The 23401-nt window shown below is 73.3% G+C and carries 20 protein-coding genes; 12 read left to right on the forward strand and 8 right to left on the reverse strand.

The genetic code is table 11. From position 1 onward, the window contains the following. Positions 1–116 precede the first annotated feature (116 nt). On the reverse strand, positions 117–1922 hold the full coding sequence (locus ACIGAQ_RS02710) for a 3-hydroxybutyryl-CoA dehydrogenase (protein WP_311680912.1): 1806 nt from the start codon (positions 1920–1922) through the stop codon (positions 117–119). Between the two features lie 397 nt (positions 1923–2319). Between ACIGAQ_RS02710 and ACIGAQ_RS02715 the strand changes: the two genes are divergently transcribed. After that, positions 2320–2895, forward strand: a complete 576-nt coding sequence (locus ACIGAQ_RS02715) for an adenylosuccinate lyase (RefSeq protein ID WP_399778649.1) — start codon at positions 2320–2322, stop codon at positions 2893–2895. Position 2896: 1 nt separating this feature from the next. Here ACIGAQ_RS02715 and ACIGAQ_RS02720 read toward each other — a convergent pair whose 3' ends face one another. The 4 genes from ACIGAQ_RS02720 to ACIGAQ_RS02735 form a co-directional block, all read right to left on the reverse strand. Then, positions 2897–3394 carry a GNAT family N-acetyltransferase gene (locus ACIGAQ_RS02720; RefSeq protein ID WP_311681179.1) on the reverse strand — a complete coding sequence of 166 codons (498 nt, stop codon included), beginning with the start codon at positions 3392–3394 and terminating at the stop codon, positions 2897–2899. A gap of 20 nt (positions 3395–3414) precedes the next feature. Then, the gene (locus ACIGAQ_RS02725) at positions 3415–3813 is read right to left on the reverse strand and encodes a RidA family protein (protein ID WP_362282352.1); all 399 of its coding nucleotides are present in this window, start codon (positions 3811–3813) and stop codon (positions 3415–3417) included. A 61-nt stretch (positions 3814–3874) separates the two neighbouring features. Further along, on the reverse strand, positions 3875–5470 hold the full coding sequence (locus tag ACIGAQ_RS02730; RefSeq protein ID WP_399778651.1) for an alpha/beta hydrolase: 1596 nt from the start codon (positions 5468–5470) through the stop codon (positions 3875–3877). A 137-nt stretch (positions 5471–5607) separates the two neighbouring features. After that, positions 5608–6648 carry an Rv2578c family radical SAM protein gene (locus ACIGAQ_RS02735; protein WP_399778653.1) on the reverse strand — a complete coding sequence of 347 codons (1041 nt, stop codon included), beginning with the start codon at positions 6646–6648 and terminating at the stop codon, positions 5608–5610. A 170-nt stretch (positions 6649–6818) separates the two neighbouring features. Here ACIGAQ_RS02735 and ACIGAQ_RS02740 point away from each other — a divergent pair, with 170 nt between their 5' ends. The 10 genes from ACIGAQ_RS02740 (at position 6819) to ACIGAQ_RS02785 (ending at position 20938) form a co-directional block, all read left to right on the forward strand. Beyond that, on the forward strand, positions 6819–7262 hold the full coding sequence (locus ACIGAQ_RS02740; protein ID WP_311680918.1) for an SRPBCC family protein: 444 nt from the start codon (positions 6819–6821) through the stop codon (positions 7260–7262). A gap of 161 nt (positions 7263–7423) precedes the next feature. Next, positions 7424–9814: an MFS transporter gene (locus ACIGAQ_RS02745; protein WP_362282358.1), complete on the forward strand. Its 2391-nt coding sequence runs from the start codon at positions 7424–7426 to the stop codon at positions 9812–9814. Positions 9815–9958: 144 nt separating this feature from the next. Continuing rightward, positions 9959–12391, forward strand: a complete 2433-nt coding sequence (locus tag ACIGAQ_RS02750) for a SpoIIE family protein phosphatase (RefSeq protein WP_399778656.1) — start codon at positions 9959–9961, stop codon at positions 12389–12391. A gap of 124 nt (positions 12392–12515) precedes the next feature. After that, positions 12516–13241, forward strand: a complete 726-nt coding sequence (locus ACIGAQ_RS02755) for a methyltransferase domain-containing protein (RefSeq protein WP_311680921.1) — start codon at positions 12516–12518, stop codon at positions 13239–13241. A 99-nt stretch (positions 13242–13340) separates the two neighbouring features. After that, positions 13341–14174: a M55 family metallopeptidase gene (locus tag ACIGAQ_RS02760; protein ID WP_399778658.1), complete on the forward strand. Its 834-nt coding sequence runs from the start codon at positions 13341–13343 to the stop codon at positions 14172–14174. Beyond that, positions 14167–15480 carry a M20/M25/M40 family metallo-hydrolase gene (locus ACIGAQ_RS02765; protein WP_399778659.1) on the forward strand — a complete coding sequence of 438 codons (1314 nt, stop codon included), beginning with the start codon at positions 14167–14169 and terminating at the stop codon, positions 15478–15480. Before ACIGAQ_RS02760 ends, ACIGAQ_RS02765 begins: the two co-directional genes overlap by 8 nt. 16 nt (positions 15481–15496) lie before the next feature. Then, entirely contained in the window at positions 15497–17449 is a 1953-nt protein-coding gene (locus ACIGAQ_RS02770; protein WP_399778661.1) for a prolyl oligopeptidase family serine peptidase, read from the forward strand. Beyond that, positions 17446–18378, forward strand: coding sequence for an LD-carboxypeptidase (locus ACIGAQ_RS02775; RefSeq protein WP_399778663.1), 933 nt, complete (start codon positions 17446–17448; stop codon positions 18376–18378). The genes ACIGAQ_RS02770 and ACIGAQ_RS02775 overlap by 4 nt, the downstream gene beginning before the upstream one ends. 129 nt (positions 18379–18507) lie before the next feature. Further along, positions 18508–20328, forward strand: a complete 1821-nt coding sequence (locus tag ACIGAQ_RS02780) for a CocE/NonD family hydrolase (RefSeq protein ID WP_399778665.1) — start codon at positions 18508–18510, stop codon at positions 20326–20328. 49 nt (positions 20329–20377) lie between these two features. After that, entirely contained in the window at positions 20378–20938 is a 561-nt protein-coding gene (locus tag ACIGAQ_RS02785; RefSeq protein WP_311680929.1) for a GNAT family protein, read from the forward strand. A gap of 18 nt (positions 20939–20956) precedes the next feature. Here the strand turns inward: ACIGAQ_RS02785 and ACIGAQ_RS02790 are convergent, their stop codons facing one another. After that, entirely contained in the window at positions 20957–21304 is a 348-nt protein-coding gene (locus tag ACIGAQ_RS02790) for a VOC family protein (RefSeq protein ID WP_311680930.1), read from the reverse strand. Between the two features lie 48 nt (positions 21305–21352). Between ACIGAQ_RS02790 and ACIGAQ_RS02795 the strand changes: the two genes are divergently transcribed. Continuing rightward, positions 21353–21838, forward strand: a complete 486-nt coding sequence (locus ACIGAQ_RS02795; RefSeq protein WP_399778667.1) for a phage holin family protein — start codon at positions 21353–21355, stop codon at positions 21836–21838. 90 nt (positions 21839–21928) lie between these two features. On the opposite strand, the gene ACIGAQ_RS02800 is transcribed toward ACIGAQ_RS02795, so the two are convergent. Together ACIGAQ_RS02800 and ACIGAQ_RS02805 are read right to left on the reverse strand one after the other, a co-directional pair. After that, positions 21929–22273: a hypothetical protein gene (locus ACIGAQ_RS02800; protein ID WP_399780636.1), complete on the reverse strand. Its 345-nt coding sequence runs from the start codon at positions 22271–22273 to the stop codon at positions 21929–21931. A gap of 117 nt (positions 22274–22390) precedes the next feature. Next, the gene (locus ACIGAQ_RS02805) at positions 22391–23344 is read right to left on the reverse strand and encodes an LLM class F420-dependent oxidoreductase (protein WP_311680933.1); all 954 of its coding nucleotides are present in this window, start codon (positions 23342–23344) and stop codon (positions 22391–22393) included. Between the last annotated feature and the right edge of the window lie 57 nt (positions 23345–23401).

Below are 23401 nucleotides of genomic sequence, written 5' to 3' on the forward strand. Positions count from 1 at the left end.
GCGCAGCTCGGTGCGCATGAGCCGGTTCGCCGCCCGCGCCGGACAGGGGCGGGAACCGGTCCGGGCCGAGCAGGCCGCCCCACTCGGAGCCGGACCGGAACCAGTCGCCGGGACGGTCAGCGCTTGGCATATTCGCGGAAGCCACGGCCGGTCTTGCGGCCGAGGCAGCCCGCGGCCACCAGGTGCTCCAGCAGCGGCGCCGGGGCGAGGCCCGGGTCGCGGAACTCGCGGTGCAGGACCTTCTCGATGGCGAGCGAGACATCGAGTCCGACGACGTCCAGCAGCTCGAACGGGCCCATCGGGTAGCCGCCGCCCAGCTTCATCGCCGCGTCGATGTCGTCCAGCGAGGCGTAGTGCTCCTGGACCATCTTGATCGCGTTGTTGAGGTAGGGGAACAGCAGCGCGTTCACGATGAAACCGGCGCGGTCCCCGCAGTCGACGGCGTGCTTCCTGATCCTGCCGCAGACCTCGCGGACCGTGGCGTGGACGTCGTCGGCGGTCAGCACCGTGCGGACCACCTCGACCAGCTTCATGGCCGGCGCCGGGTTGAAGAAGTGCATGCCGATCACGTCCTGCGGACGCGAGGTGGCCCGGGCGCAGGCGACGACCGGCAGGGACGAGGTCGTGGTGGCCAGGATCGCGCCCGGCTTGCAGACCTTGTCCAGCGCGGCGAACAGCTGCCGCTTGACCTCCAGGTCCTCGGCGACCGCCTCCAGGGCCAGGTCGACGCCGGCGAAGTCGTCGTACGTGCCCGTGGCCGTGATGCGGTCCAGGGTCGCGGCGGCCGCCTCGGCGGTCAGCCGGCCCTTGTCGACCGAGCGGGCCAGGGACTTGCCGATGCGGGCCTTGGCGGTCTGCGCCTTCTCCTCGCTGCGGGCGGCCAGCACGACCTCGAACCCGGCCTTGGCGAAGACCTCGGCGATCCCGGAGGCCATCGTGCCGGAGCCCGCGACACCGACCGAGCGGACCGTGCGGCCGGCGACCGTGTCGCCGCCCTCCTGCGGGGTGAGCGCGTCCGGCACCACCGTGCCGCTGCCCGGCGCCTCGTACGTGTAGAAGCCGCGCCCCGCCTTGCGGCCCGTCAGGCCGGCCTCGCTGAGCTGCTTGAGGATCGGCGCGGGGGCGTGCAGCCGGTCGCGGGACTCGGCGTACATGGCGTCCAGGACCGTGCGGGCGGTGTCGACGCCGATCAGGTCGAGCAGAGCCAGCGGACCCATGGGCAGACCGCAGCCGAGCCGCATCGCGGCGTCGATGTCCTCGCGGGAGGCGTACTTCGCCTCGTACATCGCGGCGGCCTGGTTGAGATAGCCGAAGAGCAGGCCGTCGGCGACGAATCCGGGCCGGTCGCCGACCGCGACGGGCTCCTTGCCCAGGTCGAGCGCGAGGTCGGTGACCGCCGTGACGGCCGCCGGCGCGGTCAGCACCGAGGAGACGACCTCGACCAGCTTCATGGCCGGGGCCGGGTTGAAGAAGTGCAGGCCCAGCACCCGCTCGGGATGCGCCGAGTCGGCGGCCAGCCGTGTGACGGACAGGGCGTTGGTGCCGGTCGCCAGGATGGTCCCGGGACGCACGATCCCGTCGAGCTCCCGGAAGATCTGCTGCTTGACCTCGTACGACTCGGGCGCGACCTCGATGACCAGGTCGGCCTCGGCCGCGGCCCGCAGGTCGGCGGAGGTGCGGACCCGGGCCAGGATCTCGGCGCGCTCCTGCTCGGTCAGCCGCCCGCGCTCGACGCCACGGGCGGTGGAGGCCTCCAGGGCGGCGACGCACTGCGCGGCCTGGGCCTCGCTGATGTCGATGCCGACGACCTCGCGGCCGGCCTTGGCGAGCACCTCGGCGATGCCGGTGCCCATCGTGCCGAGGCCGACGACGGCGACGGTCCGCAGCGGGGACAGGGACGGGTCGGAAAGGGGAGTGGCCATCGCGGGACTCCAGGATGAGGGTGGTGACGACGGGGAACGCGTCCCGGGTGCGCCGGGAGAGCCGGCGAGAGCCGGATTCCGGGGCGCACCGGGCGCGTGAGGAGTGCGGGTGTGGTCCGGGCTGCCATGCGCACACGCCCGGTGCCGTCGCTCGCGGGCGTGCACACGCCCGGGGTGAACGGCCGTTCCGACCGGCCCTGTCCCGGGGCCGGGTCGTACTGCGGTACCTGAGGCACCGAACCGACTGCTCCTGCGGCGGCCGCGTCACCAGACCGTCGGCAGGGAAGCGAGTGGGTAACTCGCTCGTCTGAGCTTAACTGGCGGGTAACGAGCGCGCCAGTCCCCGTCTTTGTGATGTACGTCCCGAGCGGCGGGCCGGAGTCCTAACCTCGGTGTCATGGACGAAGAGTTGCGATCACTCACGGAGCGCTTACGGCAGGAGTCGGGGACGTCGCCCGCGTTCGAGCGGCTCGTGGCGACCGACGACCTCGACGCCCTCGCGGGGGTGCTGACCGAGCCCGGGCAGCCGCTGTGGGCCCGGGAGCTGGCGGCGTTCCGGCTCGGTCTGGCGGGGGACCGGCGGGCCTTCGAGTCCCTCGTGCTGCTGCTGAACCACCGTGATCCGCCGCGCTGCGCCTCCGCCGCGTACGCCCTCGCCCGCCTCGGCGACCCGCGCACCGCCCGCGCGGCCGCCGCCCTCGCCACCAACGAACTGCGCGTCGCCTACGCCCTGCACCCGGTCCGCCTGCTGGTGGAGCTGCGTGCTCCGGAGGCCGTGCCCGCGCTGATCACCACCCTGCGGCGCCGGCTGCGCCCGCACGATCCGTACCGCCGGGTGGCCCTCGCCTGCGTGGACGGGCTCGGCACCCTGGGCGACGGCCGGGCCGGACCCGTGCTGAACGAGGCCCTGGCGCACCCGGCGCTGGCGGAGGCGGCCGTGCGCGCACTGGGGCGGATCCCGAAACAGCGGTGAGTCAGAGCGGTCCGGCGTAGCGCACCTCCGGCACCATCACGCCCTCGACCTCGAAGGGCGCCACGGCGCCGTCCGGCCGCAGACCGGCCCGTTCGTAGAAGCGGCGGGCCCGGACGTTCTCCTTGAGCACCCACAGCAGGAGGCGGCCGTGGCCCGCGGCGGCGCAGCGCGAGACGGTTTCCGCGAGCAGGGCCTGCCCCGCACCCTGCCCGAGATGGTCCGGATGGACGTAGATCGCGTACAACTCGGCGTCCCCGGTGCGGACTTCGCCCTCCCGGTACGGGCCGTGGCAGCCCCAGCCGACGACCTCGCCGCCCGCGTCCTCGGCGACCAGGTTCACCACCGTGCCGTCGGCCCGCGCGAGAAGGGCGCGGCGCCGCTCGGCGTCCTCCGCGACGTCGAGCCCGTCGAGGTAGGACTGCGGCACCATGCCCCGGTACGCATGCTGCCAGCCACGGACCCGGATCTCCGCGACGCGCTCGCAGTCGGCGAGCGTCATCTCCCGTACGCGCAGGCCAGTCACCCGGCCACCACGGCGAACGCCTCGATCTCCAGCAGGCACTCGGGGCGGACCAGCCCGGCGACCCGCACCGCCGACGCGGCCGGGAGCCGGTCGTCGGGTATGTAAGCCGCTCGGGCGGCCCGGATCGCGGGCAGGTGGGCCGTGTCCGTGACGAAGTAGGTGAGCTTGACGACGTCGTCGAAGCTCGCCCCGGCGGCGGCGAGGCACCGCCGGAGGTTCTCGAAGACCTGGCGGGCCTGTGCCGCCGGGTCGCCCGCGCCGACCGGCCGGCCCTGCTCGTCGAGCGGGAGCTGGCCGGCGATCGCCACGAGACGGCCCGTGCCCATGACCACATGGCTGTACTGCGCCGCGGGGGCGACTCCGTCGGGGGCGGGGATCCTCGTCAGCTCACTCATGGGTCCATGGTGGACCATGGGTCCGACAGGCCCGCCCCCGGACGGACGGTCCGTCAACCGCTCAGCCGCGGAAGCCGAGCAGGCCGTGCAGTGTCGAGCCCTTGCCGGCGGCCGATCCCGCCTTCTTCGACGCCCCCTCGGCCGACGCCGCCGGCTCCGGGTCCGGCAGCGCCTCGCACACGGCGTCGGCGGCGCCGTACCCGCGCGGCACGGTGCCGTCGGTCAGATACGCCGCCAAGTGCGCGTCCAGGCAGGCGTTCCCGCTCAGCGTGATGCCGTGGTTGCCGCCGCCCTCCTCGACGACCAGGCTGGAGCGGGCCAGCAGGCGGTGGGCCGTGACGGCGCCCTCGTACGGAGTGGCCGCGTCGCCCGTCGCCTGGAACAGCAGCACCGGCGGCAGCTTGCCGTTGGCGACGTTCACCGGACGCAGCGAGTCCGTCGGCCAGAACGCGCAGGGCGCGTTGTACCAGGCGTTGTTCCAGGTCATGAACGGCGCCTTCTCGTACACCGCCCAGTTGTCCTCGCGCCACCGCCGCCAGTCACGTGGCCAGCCGGCGTCGCGGCACTGCACGGAGGTGTAGACGCTGTAGCCGTTGTCCCCCGAGGCGTCGACCGCGCCGAAGTTCTCGTACGCCTCGACCAGCGGCTCGGGATCCTTGTCGTTGACCCAGGCCGCGAACGCCTCGGCGAGGCTCGGCCAGTAGCCGTTGTAGTAACCGCCCGGCAGGAAGGTGTCCTCCAGTTCCGAGGCGCCCACGGTGCCGCCCGCCGGCTTCTTCGCCAGGGCGGAACGCATGGCGTACCACTTGGCCTCGACCTTCTCGGGGTCGGTGCCCAGCTTGTAGGTCGTGTCGTACCGGGCGACCCAGGCCAGGAAGGCGCGGTGGCGGTCGTTGAAGGCGAGGTCCTGGTTGAGGTTGGCCTCGTACCAGACGTCCGTCGGGTCGACCACGGAGTCCAGGACCAGCCGCCGCACCCGCTCCGGGAAGAACTTGGCGTAGACCGCGCCCAGGTACGTGCCGTAGGAGTAGCCGAAGTAGTTGATCTTCTGGGCGCCCAGGGCCCGCCGGACGGCGTCCATGTCGCGCACGGCGCTGGTGGTGTTGATGTACGGCAGCAGGTCGCCGTACTTCTTGCCGCAGGCCGCGGCGAAGGACTTGGCGCGGTCGAGGTTGGCCTTCTCGATCGCGGGCGAGGTCGGCAGGGAGTTCGGGCGGACCGGGTCGAAGTGGCCCGGCCGGCAGTCCAGTGCGGGCTTGCTCGCGCCCACGCCGCGTGGGTCGAAGCCGATGACGTCGTACTGGGCCGCGACCTTCTTCGGCAGCGCGGACGCGACGAAGCCGGCGAGCGTCAGACCGCTGCCGCCGGGACCGCCCGGGTTGACCAGGAGCGGCCCCTGGTACGTCTTGGCGGTGTGCGGCACGCGGGACAGGGCGAGGGTGATCTGCCGGCCCTGCGGCCTGCGGTGGTCCAGCGGCACCTTCAGGGACGCGCACTGCAGCGTCGGGTAGGTGTCGGTGGCGCAGTTCTTCCAGGTGAGTTTCGCGGTGGGCACGGAGTGCGCGGAGCTGGGTGCGCTCGCCTCGGCGGGAACGGCCGTGAAGGTCCCGGCCACGACGACGGCGGCACCGCACAGCGCGGCTGCGCGTTTTCTCATGGAGTCCTCCCAGGACGGCGGGATCGAGGCCCGCGAGGGTCACCGTCCTCGCCGCATCGTCCCGGAAAGCGGTCCCGGAAGAACTCATTCCGTAAAACTCATGACCCGATCGGATCTTCGGATGCGCTCGTATGCTCCTAAAGAAGCGAAAGTTGGATGGGGCCGGACACGGGCGGCTCCGCCGCCGGCTCGGGAGGCCGGATCCGCCGGGGCGTCCCCCGGCGCGTGGGCCCGATGCCGTACTCCTCGGCCAGTTCGTGCACCTGACGGGTGATCCGGCGCTGGTACCACTTCGGCGCGTAGGAGCCGTCCGCGTACAGCCGCTCGTAGCGTGGCACCAGGTACGGGTGGTGCTGTCCCAGCCAGGTCATGAACCACTCGCGAGCGCCGGGCCGCAGGTGCAGTACCAGCGGAGTGACGGACGTGGCGCCGGAGGCGGCTATCGCCCGTACGGTCGCCCGCAGTTGGTCGGGCCGGTCGCTCAGGAACGGGATGACCGGCGCCATCAGCACGCCGCAGCCGATGCCGTGCTCGCCGAAGGCCCGGACGACCTCCAGACGCCGCTCCGGCGCGGGTGTGCCCGGCTCGACGGTGCGCCACAGCTCCTGGTCGGTGAAGCCGACCGAGACGGAGATGCCGACGTCGGTCACCTCCGCCGCCTGCCGGATCAGGTCGAGGTCGCGCAGGATCAGCGTGCCCTTGGTCAGGATCGAGAAGGGGTTCGCGCGGTCGCGCAGGGCCGCGATGATGCCGGGCATCAGCCGGTAGCGGCCCTCGGCGCGCTGGTAGCAGTCGACGTTCGTGCCCATGGCGATGTGCTCGCCCTGCCAGCGGTGCGAGGCCAGCTGCCGGCGCAGCAGCTCCGGCGCGTTGACCTTGACGACGATCTGGCTGTCGAAGCCCAGTCCGGTGTCGAGGTCGAGATAGCTGTGCGTCTTGCGGGCGAAGCAGTACACGCACGCGTGCGAGCAGCCCCGGTAGGGGTTCACCGTCCACTGGAACGACATCCGGGAGACCGCCGGCACCCGGTTGATGATCGACCGGGCGCGGATCTCGTGGAACGTGATCCCACGGAACTCCGGCGTGTCGAAGGTACGGGTCGTCACCGCGTCCGCGCCGAACAGCGCGGCGTCGGCCCGGCCGTGTTCGGAGTCCGCTGTGAGGTTCTCCCAGCGCATGGCGCCTCCTCGGTAGCACTGACCACAGAATAGAACACATGTTCCCTTGATCGTGCGAGGGTGTTTTCCGAACGTGTTCGACCGGATGGGACGCCCCCGATTTGGGGGCCCGGGCGGCGGGGTGGTTGGCTTGCCCCGACCCCCGAGCAACCAGGTCCTGGAGGAGAGCGATGGCGCAGGTCGAGGCCACTACGGAGCGGATCGTCGCGGCGGACGCGGAGACGGTGTTCGACGCCCTCGCCGACTACAGCGGCACGCGTGCGAGGCTGATGCCCGAGCAGTTCAGCGAGTACGAGGTCCGCGAGGGCGGCGACGGCGAGGGCACCCTCGTCCACTGGAAGCTCCAGGCCACCAGCAAGCGCGTGCGCGACTGCCTGCTGGAGGTGACCGAGCCCACCGACGGGGAGCTGGTCGAGAAGGACCGCAACTCCTCCATGGTCACCACCTGGCGCGTCACCCCGGCCGGCGAGGGCAAGTCCCGCGTCGTGGTCACCACCACCTGGACCGGCGCCGGCGGCATCGGCGGCTTCTTCGAGAAGACCTTCGCGCCCAAGGGCCTCGCCCGGATCTACGACGCGCTGCTCGCCAGGCTCGCCGCCGAGGTCGAGAAGTAGGCACCGCGGGCTCAAGCCCCAAGTGAGGCACGGGTGTTGTGCCTCTCACCGGTTCGGGTGATCTCCGTACCGCTCGGCTGTGTGCCGTAACTCGTCGCGCTTGCTCATAGTTGTCGCTTTTACGCGGGAATGGTGTGGCAGCGCGACGAGGGGAGCGGTGAGTGGGCGGGATCACTCTGGCGCAGGACGAACCGGCGGTGGCACCTCCCGACACCCCCGCCCCACCACCGCCCCCGGCCGCCGAACTGAGCCCCCGCCGGGTGCGGTTGATCTTCCTCGCGCTCATGCTGGCCCTGCTCCTGGCCGCCTTGGAGCAGATGATCGTCGCCACGGCCCTGCCGAAGATCGTCGGCGAACTGCACGGCCTGGACCGGATGTCCTGGGCGATCACCGCCTATCTGCTCACCGCCACGGTCGGCCTGCCGATCTACGGCAAGCTCGGCGACCTGCTCGGCCGGAAGGGCGTCTTCCAGTTCGCCATCGTCGTCTTCGTGGCCGGCTCCGCGCTCGCGGGCCGCGCCCGGACCATGGACCAGCTCATCGCCTTCCGCGCGCTGCAGGGCATCGGGGCGGGCGGCCTCATGATCGGCGTCCAGGCGATCATCGCCGACATCGTGCCGCCCCGGCGGCGCGCCCGTTACATGGGTCTGATCGGCGCCGCCTTCGGGCTCGCCTCGGTGGCCGGGCCACTGCTCGGCGGCTACTTCACGGACCACCTCTCCTGGCGCTGGTGCTTCTACATCAACGTGCCCTTCGGCCTGCTCACGCTCGCCGTCGTCGCCGTGGCGCTCAAGCTGCCCAAGCCGGCCGTCAGAGCCCGGCTGGACCTCCTCGGCGCGCTGCTGCTCACCGCCGCCTCCACCTGCCTGGTCCTGCTCACCAGCTGGGGCGGCACCGAGCACGCCTGGGACTCGCGCGTGATCCTCGGCCTGGGGGCCGCCGCCGCGGCCTCCACCGTCCTCTTCCTCGTCGCCGAGCGCTTCGCCGCCGAACCCCTCATCCCGCTGCGGCTGTTCCGCGACTCCGTCTTCAACGTCACCAACCTGATCGGCCTGGTGGTCGGTGCCGCGCTGTTCGGCGCCGCCAGCTACCTGCCGACGTACCTGCAGATGGTCGACGGCGCCTCCGCCACCGAGTCGGGCCTGCTCATGCTGCCGATGACGGGCGGCATCGTCGGCGCCTCGATCGTCGCCGGGCAGCTCATCAGCCACACCGGCCGTTACAAGGCCTACCCCGTCCTCGGCGGCGCCCTCTCCGTCGCCGGCATGTGGCTGCTGTCCCGCCTGGAGGCCGGCACGCCCCGGCTGCACTACAGCCTCTGGATGGCGGTCCTCGGCGCCGGCATCGGCCTGGTGATGCCGGTGCTGATCCTCGCCGTGCAGAACGCGGTGCGCCCCGCCGACCTCGGCACCGCGACCAGCGCCAGCAACTACTTCCGGCAGATCGGCGGCAGCGTCGGAGCCGCCGTCTTCGGCACCCTCTTCGCCGACCGGCTCACCGACGCCCTGGCCGACCGCCTCCCCGCGCGGGCGGCCGGCGGTCTGCCCGACCCCGAGTCCGTCACCCCGCAGCTGGTGCACACCCTGCCCCCGGCGCTGCGTGACGGCTACATCCGGGCGTACGCCGACGCCATGCCGCGGATCTTCCTCTACCTGGTGCCGGTGCTGGTCCTCGGACTGGTCGTCGCCCTCTTCCTCAAGGAGAAACCCCTGGTGTCCCACAACGCCTCCGTCACCGACCCGGACACGGCGCCGGGGAACGCCCCGATCCCGCAGGCCCGCGGCGCGTACACCGCCGGGGTGCCCGTCTGCGGCTCGGTGCAGCACCACGACGGGACCGTCGTGCCCCGCGCGGCCCTCACGCTGATCGACGTCACCGGACAGCAGACCGGGCGCGGCGCGAGCGGCGAGGACGGCCGCTACGCGCTCGCCACACCCGGCCCCGGCTCCTACGTGCTGATCGCCGCGGCCGGCGGGCACCAGCCGCAGGCGGTCTCCGTGACCGTCGGCGAACGGCCCGTCGAGCTCGACATCGTCCTCGGCGGCGCCGGGAACCTCGTCGGCAGCGTCGTCACCGCCGACGGCACCCCCGTGCGGGACGCCACCGTCACGCTCACCAACGTCCACGGCGAGGTCGTGGCCACCACCCGCAGCGGCCGGGAGGGCGGCTACGTCATCACCGAGCTGGTCGCCGGCGAGTACACCCTCGCCGCCAGCGCGCCCGCGTTCCGCCCGGCCGCGCTCCCCGTCACCGTCCAGGCCGCCCGCGAGACCCGCCGCGACATCGAGCTGGCCGGGGGCGCCGTGCTGCGCGGCACCGTCCGGGCCGGAGGCGGCCGGCCCGTGGAGGACGCCCGCGTCACCCTGCTCGACGTGGCGGGCAACGTCGTCGACACCCTCACCACCGGTCCCGACGGCACGTTCCGCTTCGTCGACCTGTCCTCCGGCGAGTACACCGTCATCGCCGCCGGGTATCCGCCCGTCGCCACCGTGCTCCAGGTGGCCGGCGGCGGGCGCACCGAGCGGGACCTGCAACTGGGGCACGAGGACTGAACTCCGACGGCGCGCGGGGTCGCACGCCGGTGCGCACCCCGCGCGAGGAATTCGCGCATTGCCGCACATCGCCGGTGGCGGTCACCGTACGGTGGTGACGCGGGCACAGATCTTGCGGATCCGTGGGGAGAGAGGGCCTGGGCCATGGACCGTGGCAGCGAGAGGGAGACGCCTCCCAGCCCGGGAGCCGGGCACGCGGCGGAGCCCGCCGAGCCCGGACGCGTCCCGCTGGCCGTGGTCGTCGTCGACCGCGAGGGCCTCGTGTCGCACTGGAGCCGGGGCGCACGCCGCCTGTTCGGCGTCCCCAGGGAGGAGGCCGTCGGCCGTACGGCCCTCGACCTGCTGCCCGTCTCCGGCGCCCTGACGGAGGAACACGAGCCGGGCCCCCACGCCGACGACGGCCTCGGACCCGACCTCGGGTCCTCCCTGGACGGCGGGCTCTCCTACCCCGCGGCGGGCCGTGCCCGCCTCGCCGCGCCCGGCCGGGAGCGCGCCGACGTCCTGTGGTGGGCCTATCCGCTGGTCGGTCCCGGGCCCGAGAGGCTGCTCGTGCTCGCCGCCGACGCGCAGGGCCTGCGCCCCGGCGACGGGACCTTCGAGCGGATCGCGCCGGGCTTCGCGCTGCACACCGACTTCCCCGGCGCGGAGGACCTCGCCCGCAGGCTGCCCGAGATCCTGCCCAGCATGAGCGTCGGCGAGAGCGCCCGCATCGTCGGGCAGATCCTCGAACTGGGCTATCCCGTCCTGGAGTTCAGCCAGCACGACCGGGTGCCCGTCACCCCCGACTGGGGCGTGGCCCGGCGCGCCGAACGCAAGGCGCGCCGGGAGCGGGCCGCGCGGGCCCGGGCCGCGGGCGAGCCCCTGCCGGAGGACCTGCGCGACGAGGCCGAGGACCTGGAGTACGCCGCCGTCCGCGAGCGCCTGGAGTTCCTCAACGAGGTCAGCGGCCGCATCGGCACCTCCCTCGACCTGTCCCGCACGATCATCGAGGTCAGCAGGGCCGTCGTGCCCCGCTTCACGGACGTCGCCGGTACCTATCTGCGTGAGCAGGTCGTCGCGGGCGAGGGCTTCCCCGAGGGCGTGCCCGACACGACCACCCTGTGGCACCGGGTCGCCGTCGAGCACACCGACGAACCCGGCCGCTGGGACGACGTCGTGCCGGTCGGCGAGGCCATGCCGTTCCCGGCGCACACGCCGTTCTTCCAGTGCATGACCAGCGGCGAGCCCGTCCTCGTGCCGCGCATCAGCGAGGAGATGGGGCACGCCATCGCCGCGCAGTTCGAGAAGCGCGACATCCGGCCACTCATCACCGGCCGCTCCATGCTGGTCGTGCCCCTCAAGGCGCGCAACGTCGTCCTCGGCTTCATGATCCTGCTGCGGCACCCGGAGCGGCCCGTCTTCAACGACATGGACCGCGTCACCGGCGCCGAACTCGCCGCCCGCGCGGGCCTCGTGCTCGACAACGCGCGCATGTACACCTTCCAGGAGAACGTCGCCGAGACGCTCCAGGACAGCATGCTGCCGCACATCCCGCCCCGCATGGCGGGCTGCGACATCGCCACCCGCTACCTGCCGGGCACCCTGCTCGGCCGGGTCGGCGGCGACTGGTTCGACGCGGTGAAACTGCACGGCGGACGCACGGCGTTCGTCGTCGGCGACGTCATGGGCCACGGCCTGAACTCGGCCGCCATGATGGGCCAGCTGCGCACGGCCGTGCAGACGATGGCCGGACTCGACCTGCCGCCCGCCCAGCTGCTGCGCAACCTCGACGACCTCGCCCAGCGACTCGGCGACACCTACCTCGCGACCTGCCTGTACGCCGTCTACGACCCGATCGCGAGCGAGCTGCACCTGGCCAACGCCGGGCACATCCCGCCCGTCCTGGTCCGCGCCGGGGACGGCCGCAGCGAGCTGCTGGACCTGCCCACGGGGGCGCCCATCGGTGTCGGCGGCGTGCCCTTCGAGGCGGTCCGGGTGCGCGTCGAGCCCGGCGACCGGCTGGTGATGTGCACCGACGGGCTGGTCGAGGTGCGCGGTGAGGACATCGGCGTGGGCCTGGCGACCCTGTGCGAGTCCGCCGCCCACCCGGCCGCGTCCATGGACGACGCCTGCGACACGATCATCCGCTCCCTCAACACGCGCGGCGGCCGCAAGGACGACGTCGCCCTGCTGATGGCCCGCCTCAACGGCATCGCGCCCGACGACGTGGCCGAATGGCGCCTGGCCCGCGACGCGGCCGAGGCCGGCCGGGCCCGCGCGGTGGTCCGCGAGCAACTGCACGCCTGGGACCTGGCCGAGCTGGCCGCTCCCGCCGAACTCCTGGTCAGCGAACTGGTCACCAACGCCGTCCGGCACGCGCATGCCCGCCCGGTCGCCCTGCGTCTGGTGCGCGGCGACACCCTGCTGTGCGAGGTGGACGACGACGACCACGAGCTGCCGACGCTGCTCAGCGTCGGTCCCCTGGACGACACCGGACGCGGTCTTCGGGTGGTCAGCACGCTGGCCCGGGAATGGGGGACCAGCCGCACCGGGAACGGGAAGACGGTCTGGTTCGAGCTGACGCTGCCGCGCCGCTGACCACCGCCCCGGTCGAACGCGAAGTGAAGGAACGCGCCATGTGCTTGTGGCCGTGACCGGGGCGCGGTACACCGTACTCGCCCGTCGCTGAGGGCGGGATCGGTTCGCACCCCGGGGAGTGGGCATGAGCGTGACGAGTCGGTACCGGGAATCCTGGGAGGGGTTCTGGCGTGAGGCGTCCGACGCTCCGGGGGCGGTGCTCTGGGACGCGGAGCCGGCCCTGACCGTCGGGCCGCACCTGGCGCTGTTCGAGCCCCATCTGGCCGACTTCGCGCTGCCGCTGGTGGATCTCGGCTGCGGCAACGGCACGCAGACCCGGTACCTCGCCGACCGCTTCCCGCGGGTCGTGGGCGCCGACCTGTCCGCCGCGGCCCTGGAGCACGCGCGCCGGGCCGACCCGGCGGGGCAGGCGGCGTACCGGCAGCTCGACGCGGCCGAGAAGGGCGAAGTGCAGGCCCTGCACGCGGAGCTCGGCGACTGCAACGTCTATCTGCGGGGCGTCCTGCACCAGTGCGAGCCGGACGACCGGCAGGCGCTCGCCGACGGGATCGCCACACTGGTCGGCGACCGCGGCCGGGCCTTCCTCGTGGAGCTCTCCGGTGCCGCCAAGGCCGTGCTCATGGGCCTGGCGAGCGGCCCGGACGGACCTCCGCCCAAACTCGCGCCCGTGTTCCGGCACGGCATCGCACCCGGTGAGGTCCCCGACGAGGCCGTGCCCGCGTATCTGCGCTCGGCCGGGCTCACCGTCCTGGCGAGCGGTGAACTGCCCCTGACGACCACGGAGTACCGCCCCGACGGCACGCGCGTGGAGCTGCCGTCCCAGTGGCTGGTGGCGGGGCGCACCGGCTGAGAGCGACCTGCCGGTCCGCCGGCGACCACGTCGTAGCCGGTTGCGCCCGCAGCGCGTAACGTGACGAACCATGAAGATCTCCACCCGGGACGGCTCGTCATGAGAATCCTGATCAGCGCCGACATGGAGGGCGCCACCGGCGTCACGTGGCCGGACGACGTGATCCCCGGCGCGTCCCCGTGGGAGCGCTGCCGGTCGCTGTTCACCTCCGACGTCAACGCCGCCGTGCTCGGCTTCCTGGACGGCGGCGCCGACGAGGTGCTCATCAACGAGGCGCACGCGACGATGCGCAATCTGCTGCTGGAGCAGCTGGACGAGCGGGCCCAGCTGCTCACCGGGCGGCACAAGGCCCTGTCCATGGTGGAGGGAGTGCAGTACGGCGACGTCGACGGCGTCGCGTTCGTCGGCTACCACGCGGGTGCCGGCATGGAGGGCGTCCTGGCCCACACCTACCTGGCCAACTCCATCACGGGCGTCTGGCTGAACGACGTGCGGGCGAGCGAGGGGCTGCTCAACGCCCACGTCGCCGCCGAGTTCGGGGTGCCGGTCGTACTGGTCACCGGGGACGACGTGGCCTGCGAGGACGCGCTCGGGTACGCGCCGGAGGCGCTGAAGGTCGCCGTGAAGGACCATGTCTCCCGGTACGCGGCCGTGTGCCGCACCCCCGCGCGCACCGCCGCCGACATCCGGGCCGCCGCCAAGGAGGCCGCAGGGCTGGCGGTGCGTCACGAACCCGTCCGCAACGGTCCGTTCACCGTGGCGGTCGAGTTCGACGCGGAGCACCTGGCCATGGCCGCCACCGTCGTGCCGGGTGTGGAGCGGATCGGGGAGCGGAAGGTGGCCTGCACGAGCGGGACCATGTACGAGGGCATCCGCGCCTTCAAGGCGGTCACCACGATCGTCGCGGCCGCGGTGGAGGAGCAGTATGGCTGAGCGGACGGACGCACGGGCACTGGAGGAGGTCGTGACGTTCACGTCCGACCTCATCCGGATCGACACCACCAACCGGGGCGGCGGCGACTGCCGGGAGCGGCCCGCCGCCGAGTACGCCGCCGCGCGGCTCGCCGACGCCGGGATCGAACCGACCCTGCTGGAGCGCACCGAGGGACGCACCAACGTCGTCGCGCGCATCGAGGGCACCGACCCCTCGGCCGACGCGCTGCTCCTCCACGGCCACCTGGACGTCGTGCCCGCCGCGGCCGCCGACTGGAGCGTCCACCCGTTCTCCGGGGAGATCCGCGACGGGGTCGTCTGGGGGCGCGGCGCCGTCGACATGAAGAACATGGACGCGATGATCCTGGCCGTGCTGCGCGGCTGGGCCCGGCAGGGCGTCCGGCCCCGGCGGGACATCGTCGTCGCGTTCACCGCGGACGAGGAGGACAGCGCCGAGGACGGTGCCGGATTCCTCGCCGACCGGCACCCCGCGCTCTTCGAGGGCTGCACCGAGGGCGTCAGCGAGTCGGGCGCGTTCACCTTCCACGACGGCGCCGGACGGCAGATCTACCCGATCGCGGCCGGGGAACGCGGCACGGCCTGGCTGAAGCTCACCGCGCGCGGACGCGCCGGGCACGGCTCCAAGGTGAACCGGGACAACGCCGTCACCCGCCTCGCCGGCGCGATCGCCCGGATCGGCGCGCACGAGTGGCCGCTGCGCCTGACCCCGACCGTGCGCGCCGCGCTCACCGAACTCGCCGCCCTGTACGGCATCGAGACCGACCTCGCCGACGTGGACGCCCTGCTGGACAAGCTCGGCCCGGCCGGCAGGCTCGTCGAGCCCACCCTGCGCAACAGCGCCAACCCGACCATGCTCGACGCCGGTTACAAGGTCAACGTCATTCCCGGGGAGGCCGTGGCGTACGTCGACGGCCGGTACCTGCCCGGCGGGGAGGAGGAGTTCCGCACCACGCTGGACCGGCTCACCGGCCCGGACGTGGAGTGGGAGTACCACCACCGCGAGGTCGCCCTGCAGGCGCCGGTGGACTCGCCGACCTTCGCGCGGATGCGCGCCGCCGTCGAGGAGTTCGCGCCGGAGGGCCACGTCGTGCCCTTCTCCATGTCCGGCGGTACGGACGCCAAGCAGTTCTCGCGCCTGGGCGTCACCGGCTACGGCTTCACCCCGCTGAGGCTGCCGGACGGCTACGACTACGCTGCGATGTTCCACGGCGTCGACGAGCGGGTACCGGTCGAGGCGCTGCACTTCGGCGTCCGCGTCCTCGACCGGTTCCTGCGGACCGCCTGACCGAGTGGGGGAGACGGTGCGGACGCTGGCGTACGGGGCGTGGCCCTCGCCCATCGACGCGGCCCTGGCCGCCGCGCACGACGGGCACCCGGAGTACGTGGGCTTCGTCGGGGACGAGGTGTGGTGGACCGAGCCGCGCCCCGCCGAGGCCGGCCGGCGCACCCTGGTGCGGCGGCACGCCGACGGCCGGGAGGAACCGCTGTTGCCCGCGCCCTGGAACGTGCGCAGCCGGGTCATCGAGTACGGCGGACACCCCTGGGCGGCCCAGCCGGACGACGACGGCCCCCTGGTGGTGTTCGTGAACTTCGCCGACCAGCGGCTCTACCGCTGCCGCCCGGGCGGCGAACCGGTCCCCCTCACGCCCGTCTCCCCGGTGGGCGCCGGTCTGCGCTGGGCGGAGCCGACGCTCAGGCCGGAACACGGCGAGGTGTGGTGCGTGCTGGAGGAGTTCACCGGTGACGGGCCCACCGACGTGCGCCGCGTGCTGGCCGCCGTGCCGCTGGACGGATCCGCCGCCCAGGACCGCAGCGCCGTGCGCGAACTCACCGACGGCCGGCACCGGTTCCTCACCGGACCGAGGCTCTCGCCCGACGGGCGGCGCGCGGCCTGGCTCGCCTGGGACCACCCCCGCATGCCCTGGGACGGCACCGAACTGGTCCTCGCCGACGTCGGCGAGGACGGCACCCTGCGCGGCGCCCGCACCGTGGCCGGCGGACCCGGGGAGGCGATCGCCCAGGCCGACTGGACGCACGACAACCGCCTGCTGCACGCCAGCGACCGCACCGGCTGGTGGAACCTCTACCTCGACGGACAGCCGGTGTGCCCGCGCGAGGAGGAGTTCGCCGACGCGCTGTGGAAGCTGGGGTCGCGATGGTTCACGCCCCTGGCGAGCGGCCTCGTCGCCGTCGTGCACGGCCGGGGCGCCACCGCCCTCGGCGTCCTCGACCCCGAGACGGGCGAGGTCGTCGACGCGGCCGGGCCCTGGACCGAGTTCGCGCCCACCCTCGCGGCCCACGGCGAACGGGTCGTCGCCGTCGGCGCGAGCCCGCGCAGCGCCTACGAGGTCGTCGAACTGGACACGCGCACCGGCCACGCCCGGGTCGTCGGCGCCGAGCACGACGACGCCGTGGACCCCGCCTTCTACCCCGAGCCGCAGATCCGCACCTTCACCGGCCCGGACGGGCGTGACATCCACGCCCACATCTACCCGCCGCACCATCCCGCCTGCGTCGCGCCCGGCGACGAACTGCCCCCGTACGTCGTCTGGGCGCACGGCGGGCCCACCGGCCGCGCCCCCCTCGTGCTCGACCTGGAGATCGCCTACTTCACCTCGCGCGGCATCGGCGTCGCCGAGGTCAACTACGGCGGCTCCACCGGCTACGGCCGCGCCTACCGCGAGCGGCTGCGCGAGCAGTGGGGCGTGGTAGACGTCGAGGACTGCGCCGCCGTCGCCCTGGCCCTCGCCGAGGAGGGCACCGCCGACCGCGGCCGGCTCGCCGTGCGGGGCGGCAGCGCGGGCGGCTGGACCGCGGCCGCTTCGCTCACCACGACCGACGTGTACGCCTGCGGCACCATCAAGTACCCCATCCTGGACCTCACCGGCTGGGGCACGGGGGAGACCCACGACTTCGAGTCGCTGTACCTGGAGAGCCTGATCGGGCCGCTCGCCGAGGTGCCCGCCCGGTACGCCGAGCGCTCGCCCGCCGCCCACGCCGACCGCCTGCGCGTGCCGTTCCTGCTGCTCCAGGGCCTGGACGACGTGATCTGCCCGCCCGTCCAGTGCGAGCGGTTCCTGGCCCGGCTGGCGGGCCGCAGGGTGCCGCACGCCTACCTCGCCTTCGAGGGGGAGGGGCACGGCTTCCGCAGGGCGGAGACCATGGTGCGCGCCCTGGAGGCCGAACTGTCCCTGTACGCCCAGGTGTTCCGGCTGAACACGCTCGGCGTCCCCACCCTGGAGCTCGCCGAGTGAGACCGCTCGTCCGGCCGCCCCGGCTCGCCCCCGGCGCCCGCGTGGCCGTCGTCGCCCCGAGCGGCCCGGTGCCCGAGGAGCGGCTGGAGGCCGGGCTCGACGTCCTGCGCGGCTGGGACCTCGACCCCGTCGTGGCGCCGCACGTTCTGGGCCGGCACGGGACGCTGGCCTACCTGTCCGGCACGGACGAGCAGCGGGCCGCCGATCTGCAGGACGCCTGGTGCGACCCGTCGGTCTCCGCGGTGCTGTGCGCCCGGGGCGGCTACGGCGCACAGCGCATGGTCGACCTGCTCGACTGGGACGCGATGCGGGCGGCGGGTCCGAAGGTGTTCGCCGGGTTCAGTGACATCACCGTCCTGCACCAGGCCTTCGCCACCCGCCTGGGCCTGGTCACCCTGTACGGGCCCGCGGCCGCCGGCGTCGACTTCCTCAAGCAGGACCGGGCCCAGGAAGGGCTGCGGGCCACCCTCTTCGAACCCGAGTCCGCGCGGACCCTCACGGCCGTGCCCCCGGGCGGCCGCGCGCTGGTGCCCGGACGGGCCCGGGGCGTCACGCTCGGCGGCTGTCTGAGCCTGCTCGCGAGCGACCTCGGCACCCCGCACGCCCACGCCGGTGCCCGGGGCGGGCTGCTGCTGGTGGAGGACGTCGGCGAGAGCCCCTACCGACTGGACCGGTACCTGACCCAACTCCTGCGCTCGGGCTGGCTGGACGGGGTCGCCGGGATCCTGCTCGGCTCCTGGGCGGCCTGCGGCCCGTACGAGGACCTGCGCGCGGTCTTCGCCGACCGGCTGGGCGGGCTCGGGGTGCCGGTCGTGGAGGACTTCGGGTTCGGGCACGGCGACGGCGCGCTGACCGTGCCCTTCGGTGTCATGGCCGAACTCGACGCCGCAGCGGGTACGTTGACGCTGGACGAACCGGCTCTCGGCTGAGCGGGGACGGCTGCTGAAATCCCGTCAAGAAACCCTCGTTTCGGTGATTGACGCCTCCTGACACGTGTCACACCATGACTACCGATCGGTACCTACTGGTCGGTATCCCATCGTCGCCGGATCGTCCGGATGTGTCCTGCCGTCGCCCTCATCGTGGAGGTCCGTGTGTCCCGACGCGTGCCCAGGTTCCGCGCACCCCTCGCACTCGCCCTCGGCGCGGCCCTGGCCGTCCCCCTCGCCCTCACCCCACCCGCGACGGCGGCCGGCGCCTACTCCGTCACCCCGCTGAGGTTCACGGTCCAGGCGGGCGGGCGCGCCTGCACGGTCGACGCCGACCTGTACCGCCCGGCGGGCGTCGACCGGGACCACCCGGCCCCCGCCGTGCTCGGCACGAACGGCTTCGGCGGCAGCAAGTCCGACGGCTCGACCGACACCATCGGCAAGGCCTTCGCCCAGCGCGGTTACGTCTCACTCGTCTACTCCGGACTCGGCTTCGGCCGCAGCGGCTGCCTCGTCTCCCTCGACGACCCGGACATCGACGGCGCGGCGGCCTCGCAACTCGTCGACTTCCTCGGCGGGAAGCGCGCCGCCGACGACGGCACCACCGCCGACTTCGTCACGCGTGACGCCCCGGGAGACCCCCGGGTGGGCATGATCGGCGGCTCCTACGGCGGCGCCGTGCAACTGGCGACGGCCGCCGTCGACCACCGCCTCGACGCACTCGTCCCCATGATCACCTGGAACGACCTGGCGTACGCGCTCGACCCGAACAACGCCGTCGGCGCCGGCGGCGTGCCCGGCGCCTTCAAATGGCAGTGGACCAACGGCTTCTACCTCATCGGGGAGGGCCAGCCGCTGCTCCAGCCCAGCCTCGACCCGTCCCGCATCAACTCCCTGGCCTGCCTGCACTTCGTCACCGAGGCCTGCCGGACCGTCCACACCCTCAACTCCGGGAGCTACCCGGCCGATCGCACCGCCGAGCTGCTCGCCTTCGCGCGCCGCGTCTCGCCGGTGTCGTACCTGCACCGCGTCAAGGCACCCACCCTGCTGGTACAGGGGCAGGCCGACACCCTGTTCAACCTCAACGAGGCGACGGCGACGTACCGGACGCTCAGGGCGCAGGGCACGCCCGTGAAGATGATCTGGCAGTCCTGGGGGCACAGCGGCGGCATCTCCGGCCCCGCGGCCGCCGCCGAACTCGACCTGTCCAAGGGCAACCTGGAGACCAGCTACGTGGGACGCCGGATCCTCGCCTGGTTCGACCGCCATCTGCGCGAGCGGACGCACACCGACACGGGCCCGGCCTTCGCCTACTACCGCGACTGGATCGCCGACCCGGACCGCACCTACGCCGGCGCCGACCGCCTGCCCGCCCTCGACCGCACCCTGTACCTCTCCGGCGACGGCCGGCTCGTCGAGCACCGCGCCCAGGTGACGCCGGGCCGGCGCACCTACACCAACTGGGTCATCCCGACGAGCCATTCGGAGAGCTCCCTGGCCGGGCTCCTCGGAATGCCGGACTCGCCGCCGCGCGACGCCAAGGGCACCCACCTCGCCTGGACCAGCGCCCCGCTGAGGCGGCCCCTGGACGTCGTCGGCGCGCCCCGGGCCACACTCAGGGTCGTCTCCCCGAAGGCCGAGCGCGCCCAGCACTCCGGCGACGCGGCCGACAAGCTCGTCCTGTTCGCCAAGGTCTACGACGTCGCCCCCGACGGCACCCGCACGCTGGTGCGGCGCCTGGTCGCCCCCGTGCGGGTGCCGGACGTGACCAGGAGCTTCACCGTCACCCTGCCCGGCATCGTGCACCGCTACGAGACCGGGCACCGGCTGCGGTTCGTGATCGCCGCGAGCGACGACGCGTACTTCGGCAACCGCGGCATCAAGCCGGTGACCGTCGTCAGCGGGCCGGGCCACACCGGCGTGCTCCGGCTGCCCGTGGCCGGCCCGTGAGCGTCGGCCGGCCCCTGAGCGACGGAGCCGGCGAGGTTACTGTGGCGGGATGCCCCACACCGCATCCCGCCACCTCGCCGAGGGCCCCCGCGTAGGCATCCGGCACTTCACCCCGGAGGACGGCGCCGAGTTCACCGCCCGGGCCCGGGAGAGCAAGGACCTGCACCACCCCTGGCTCTTCCCGCCGCTCACCGCCCAGGCGTACACCGCCTACGCGGGCCGGCTGATCGAGGATCCCGCCCGAGCCGGCTTCCTGGTCTGCGAGAAGCACGACGGGTCCATCGCCGGGTTCATCAACATCAACAACATCGTCGAGGGCGGCTTCCGGTCCGGGGCCCTCGGCTACGGCGCCTTCGCGCACGCCGCCGGACGCGGGCTGATGCGCGAAGGGCTGAACCTCGTCGTGCGGTACGCGTTCGGCACCCTCCGGCTGCACCGGCTGGAGATCAACGTCCAGCCCCTCAACGCCGCGTCGATCGCCCTGGCACGCGGCTGCGGCTTCCGCCTGGAGGGCTTCTCCCCGAAGATGCTCTTCGTCGACGGGGCCTGGCGCGACCACGAACGCTGGGCGATCACCACCGAGATGGTCGACGGGCCCCGGCGGCGCTGAGCCGGACCCCGGCCCGCGTCACGCCCGGCGGTCCACGTACTCGTAGACCGAGCCGTCGGGATGCAGGGCGATGAGGTTGCGGCCCGCCGGGGAGGCGATCGGGCCCGCGACGACGTGCGCGCCCAGCTCGGTGAGCACCTTGTGGGTCTCGTCCACGTCCGTCACGGCGATCGTCGCCGCCACCTTGCGCAGCAGCTCCAGTTCGGCCGGCGGACCGCTCATCAGCAGGAAGCAGCCGATCGCCGCCACCTGGACACCGCCCCGTTCGAAGCGCTGGGCGGTGCCGCCCGCCAGCCGCTCGTAGAAGGGGATCGCCGTCTCGAGGTCGTCGACGCAGACGCGCAGTGTGGCACCCAGAATCTCCATGCGCACGAGCCTAGTTACCGGCCGGGGGGCGAGGGTACCCGACCGGGCATGAAGCCGTTGGATCACCTGGAGCATCTGGACAAGCACCTGGTCGACGAGCTGGCGCAGGTGGCGCGCGAGACCGTACGGGACGAGCTGCGGGAGCAGACGCGCAAGCAGCGCCGCAAGGCCGCGCTGTACGCCGCGTCGGGCGCGCTCGCCCTGTACGCGGGCGCGGCCCTCGCGCTCGCCGTGGGACTGGCCCTCGCCCTGGTCCTGCCCGACTGGGCCGCCGCGCTGATCACCGCCGTGATCCTGGCTGTCCTGGCCTACGTGCTGCGCGGCACGGCCAAGCCCTCCAAGCCGCGCGGCGGGCACGCGGCGGGCACGGCCCCCGGCCACGGCGGAGCGGACCGGACCGCCCCCGTCCCGCCGATCCCGCCGGCCCCGCCCGTCGCGGGCGGCCCGACCGGGACCGTCCCCTCCGGGCCCACCCCCGGCATCGTGCCCCCGCGACCGGCCGACGACCCGGACGTCCCGCACCCCCGGTCGTGACGCCTGGCACGCACGACGGAACCGTCCGGCGGCGGCCGCGGGTCGCTGCGCCGGGAACACGGACCACAGGCTGATCGGGCCGTTCCGGCGCTAGCCGGAACGGCCCGAGGTCGGGTGGGGCTCCTCGCTCGTGTCGAGGAACCGGAGCAGTACCTGGGCCTCGGCCCGGAGTCGTTCGGCTCGGGCGGCGTGCGCGGGTGTGGTCAGCCGGGCCGCCGCCTCCAGTCGCTCGTCGGCCTCGGCGCGCACGACGTCCAGCACCTCACGCTCGTCGAGTTCACGCCGGGCCGCCTCGGTGGCGCCGGCGCCGGCCGGTGAGGCCTCCAGGGCCCCGGCGCGCGGGGAGTCCCCGTCCAGGGGGACCGCCTCGGCGTTGTCGAGCGCGGCCAGCGTGCTCCGCAGGGCGCTCACCGCGGCCTTGTCACGGGACCGGATCGCCTCCGGCAGGGCGGCACGCAGACGCAGACGAAGAGACATGCCGGCGACTGTAGGCGACCCGTTCCCGTGACACCTCCCGATTTCCGCTCACGGCCCTCACGGCGCCGACGGCCCTCACGGCAGCTGCGGCAGCACCTTCGTGCGGTAGAAGTCGAAGAAGCCGCGCAGGTCCGGGCCGATCTGGTTGACGTACACCCGGTCGAAGCCCGCGTCGGCGAACTGCTTCAGCTCCGCCACGTGCTCGTCCACGTCGTCGCCGCACACCCGGTTCGCGCGCACCATGTCCTCGGTGACCAGCTGCTGCGCCTGCTCGAAGTGCTTCGGCGAGGGCAGCACCTGGCCCAGCTCGCCCGGCAGCTGCTCGTTCGCCCAGAGCCGGTGGACGGTGCGCACGGCCTCCTCCTTGTCGGTGCCGTAGCAGACCTTGGTGCCGCCGCTGACCAGCTTTCCGCCGCCCCCGCCCTTGCGGTACTGCTCCACCATCGTCTCGTCGGGCATGACCGTGATGTAGCCGTCGCCGACGCGGGAGGCGAGCGCGGTCGCCGCCGGGCCGAAACCGGAGATGTCGATCGGGATCGGCTCGTCCGGGACCGTGTACAGACGGGCGTTCTCGACCGTGTAGTGCGGGCCGTGGTGGTTGACCTCCTCGCCCGTGAACAGGCGGCGCATCACCTGGATGGCCTCCTCCAGCATGTCCAGCCGGACGTGGGCCGGCGGCCAGTGGTCGCCCAGGATGTGCTCGTTGAGGGCCTCGCCCGAGCCGACGCCGAGCCGGAAGCGGTTGTTCGTCATCACCGCGCTGGTCGCCGCGGCCTGCGCCACCACCGCCGGGTGCATGCGCACGGTCGGGCAGGTCACCGCCGTCTCGATCGGCAGGGACACCGCCTCGGACAGCGCGCCGATCACCGACCACACGAACGGGCTCTGGCCCTGCTCGTCGTTCCACGGGTGGTAGTGGTCGGAGATCCACAGCGCCTGGAATCCGGCCTGCTCGGCCATCCGCGCCTGCTCGATCAGCTCCGCGGGTCCGTACTGCTCGCAGGAGAGGAAGTAACCGTATTCGGGCATGGGGGAGTGCCTCCGCTACGTCGGCGGTCCGTATCCCGCACCGGGTACCCGGGCGGG

Origin of the sequence: Streptomyces sp. NPDC085932, assembly GCF_044540525.1 — a bacterium.
Classification (GTDB): domain Bacteria; phylum Actinomycetota; class Actinomycetes; order Streptomycetales; family Streptomycetaceae; genus Streptomyces; species Streptomyces levis.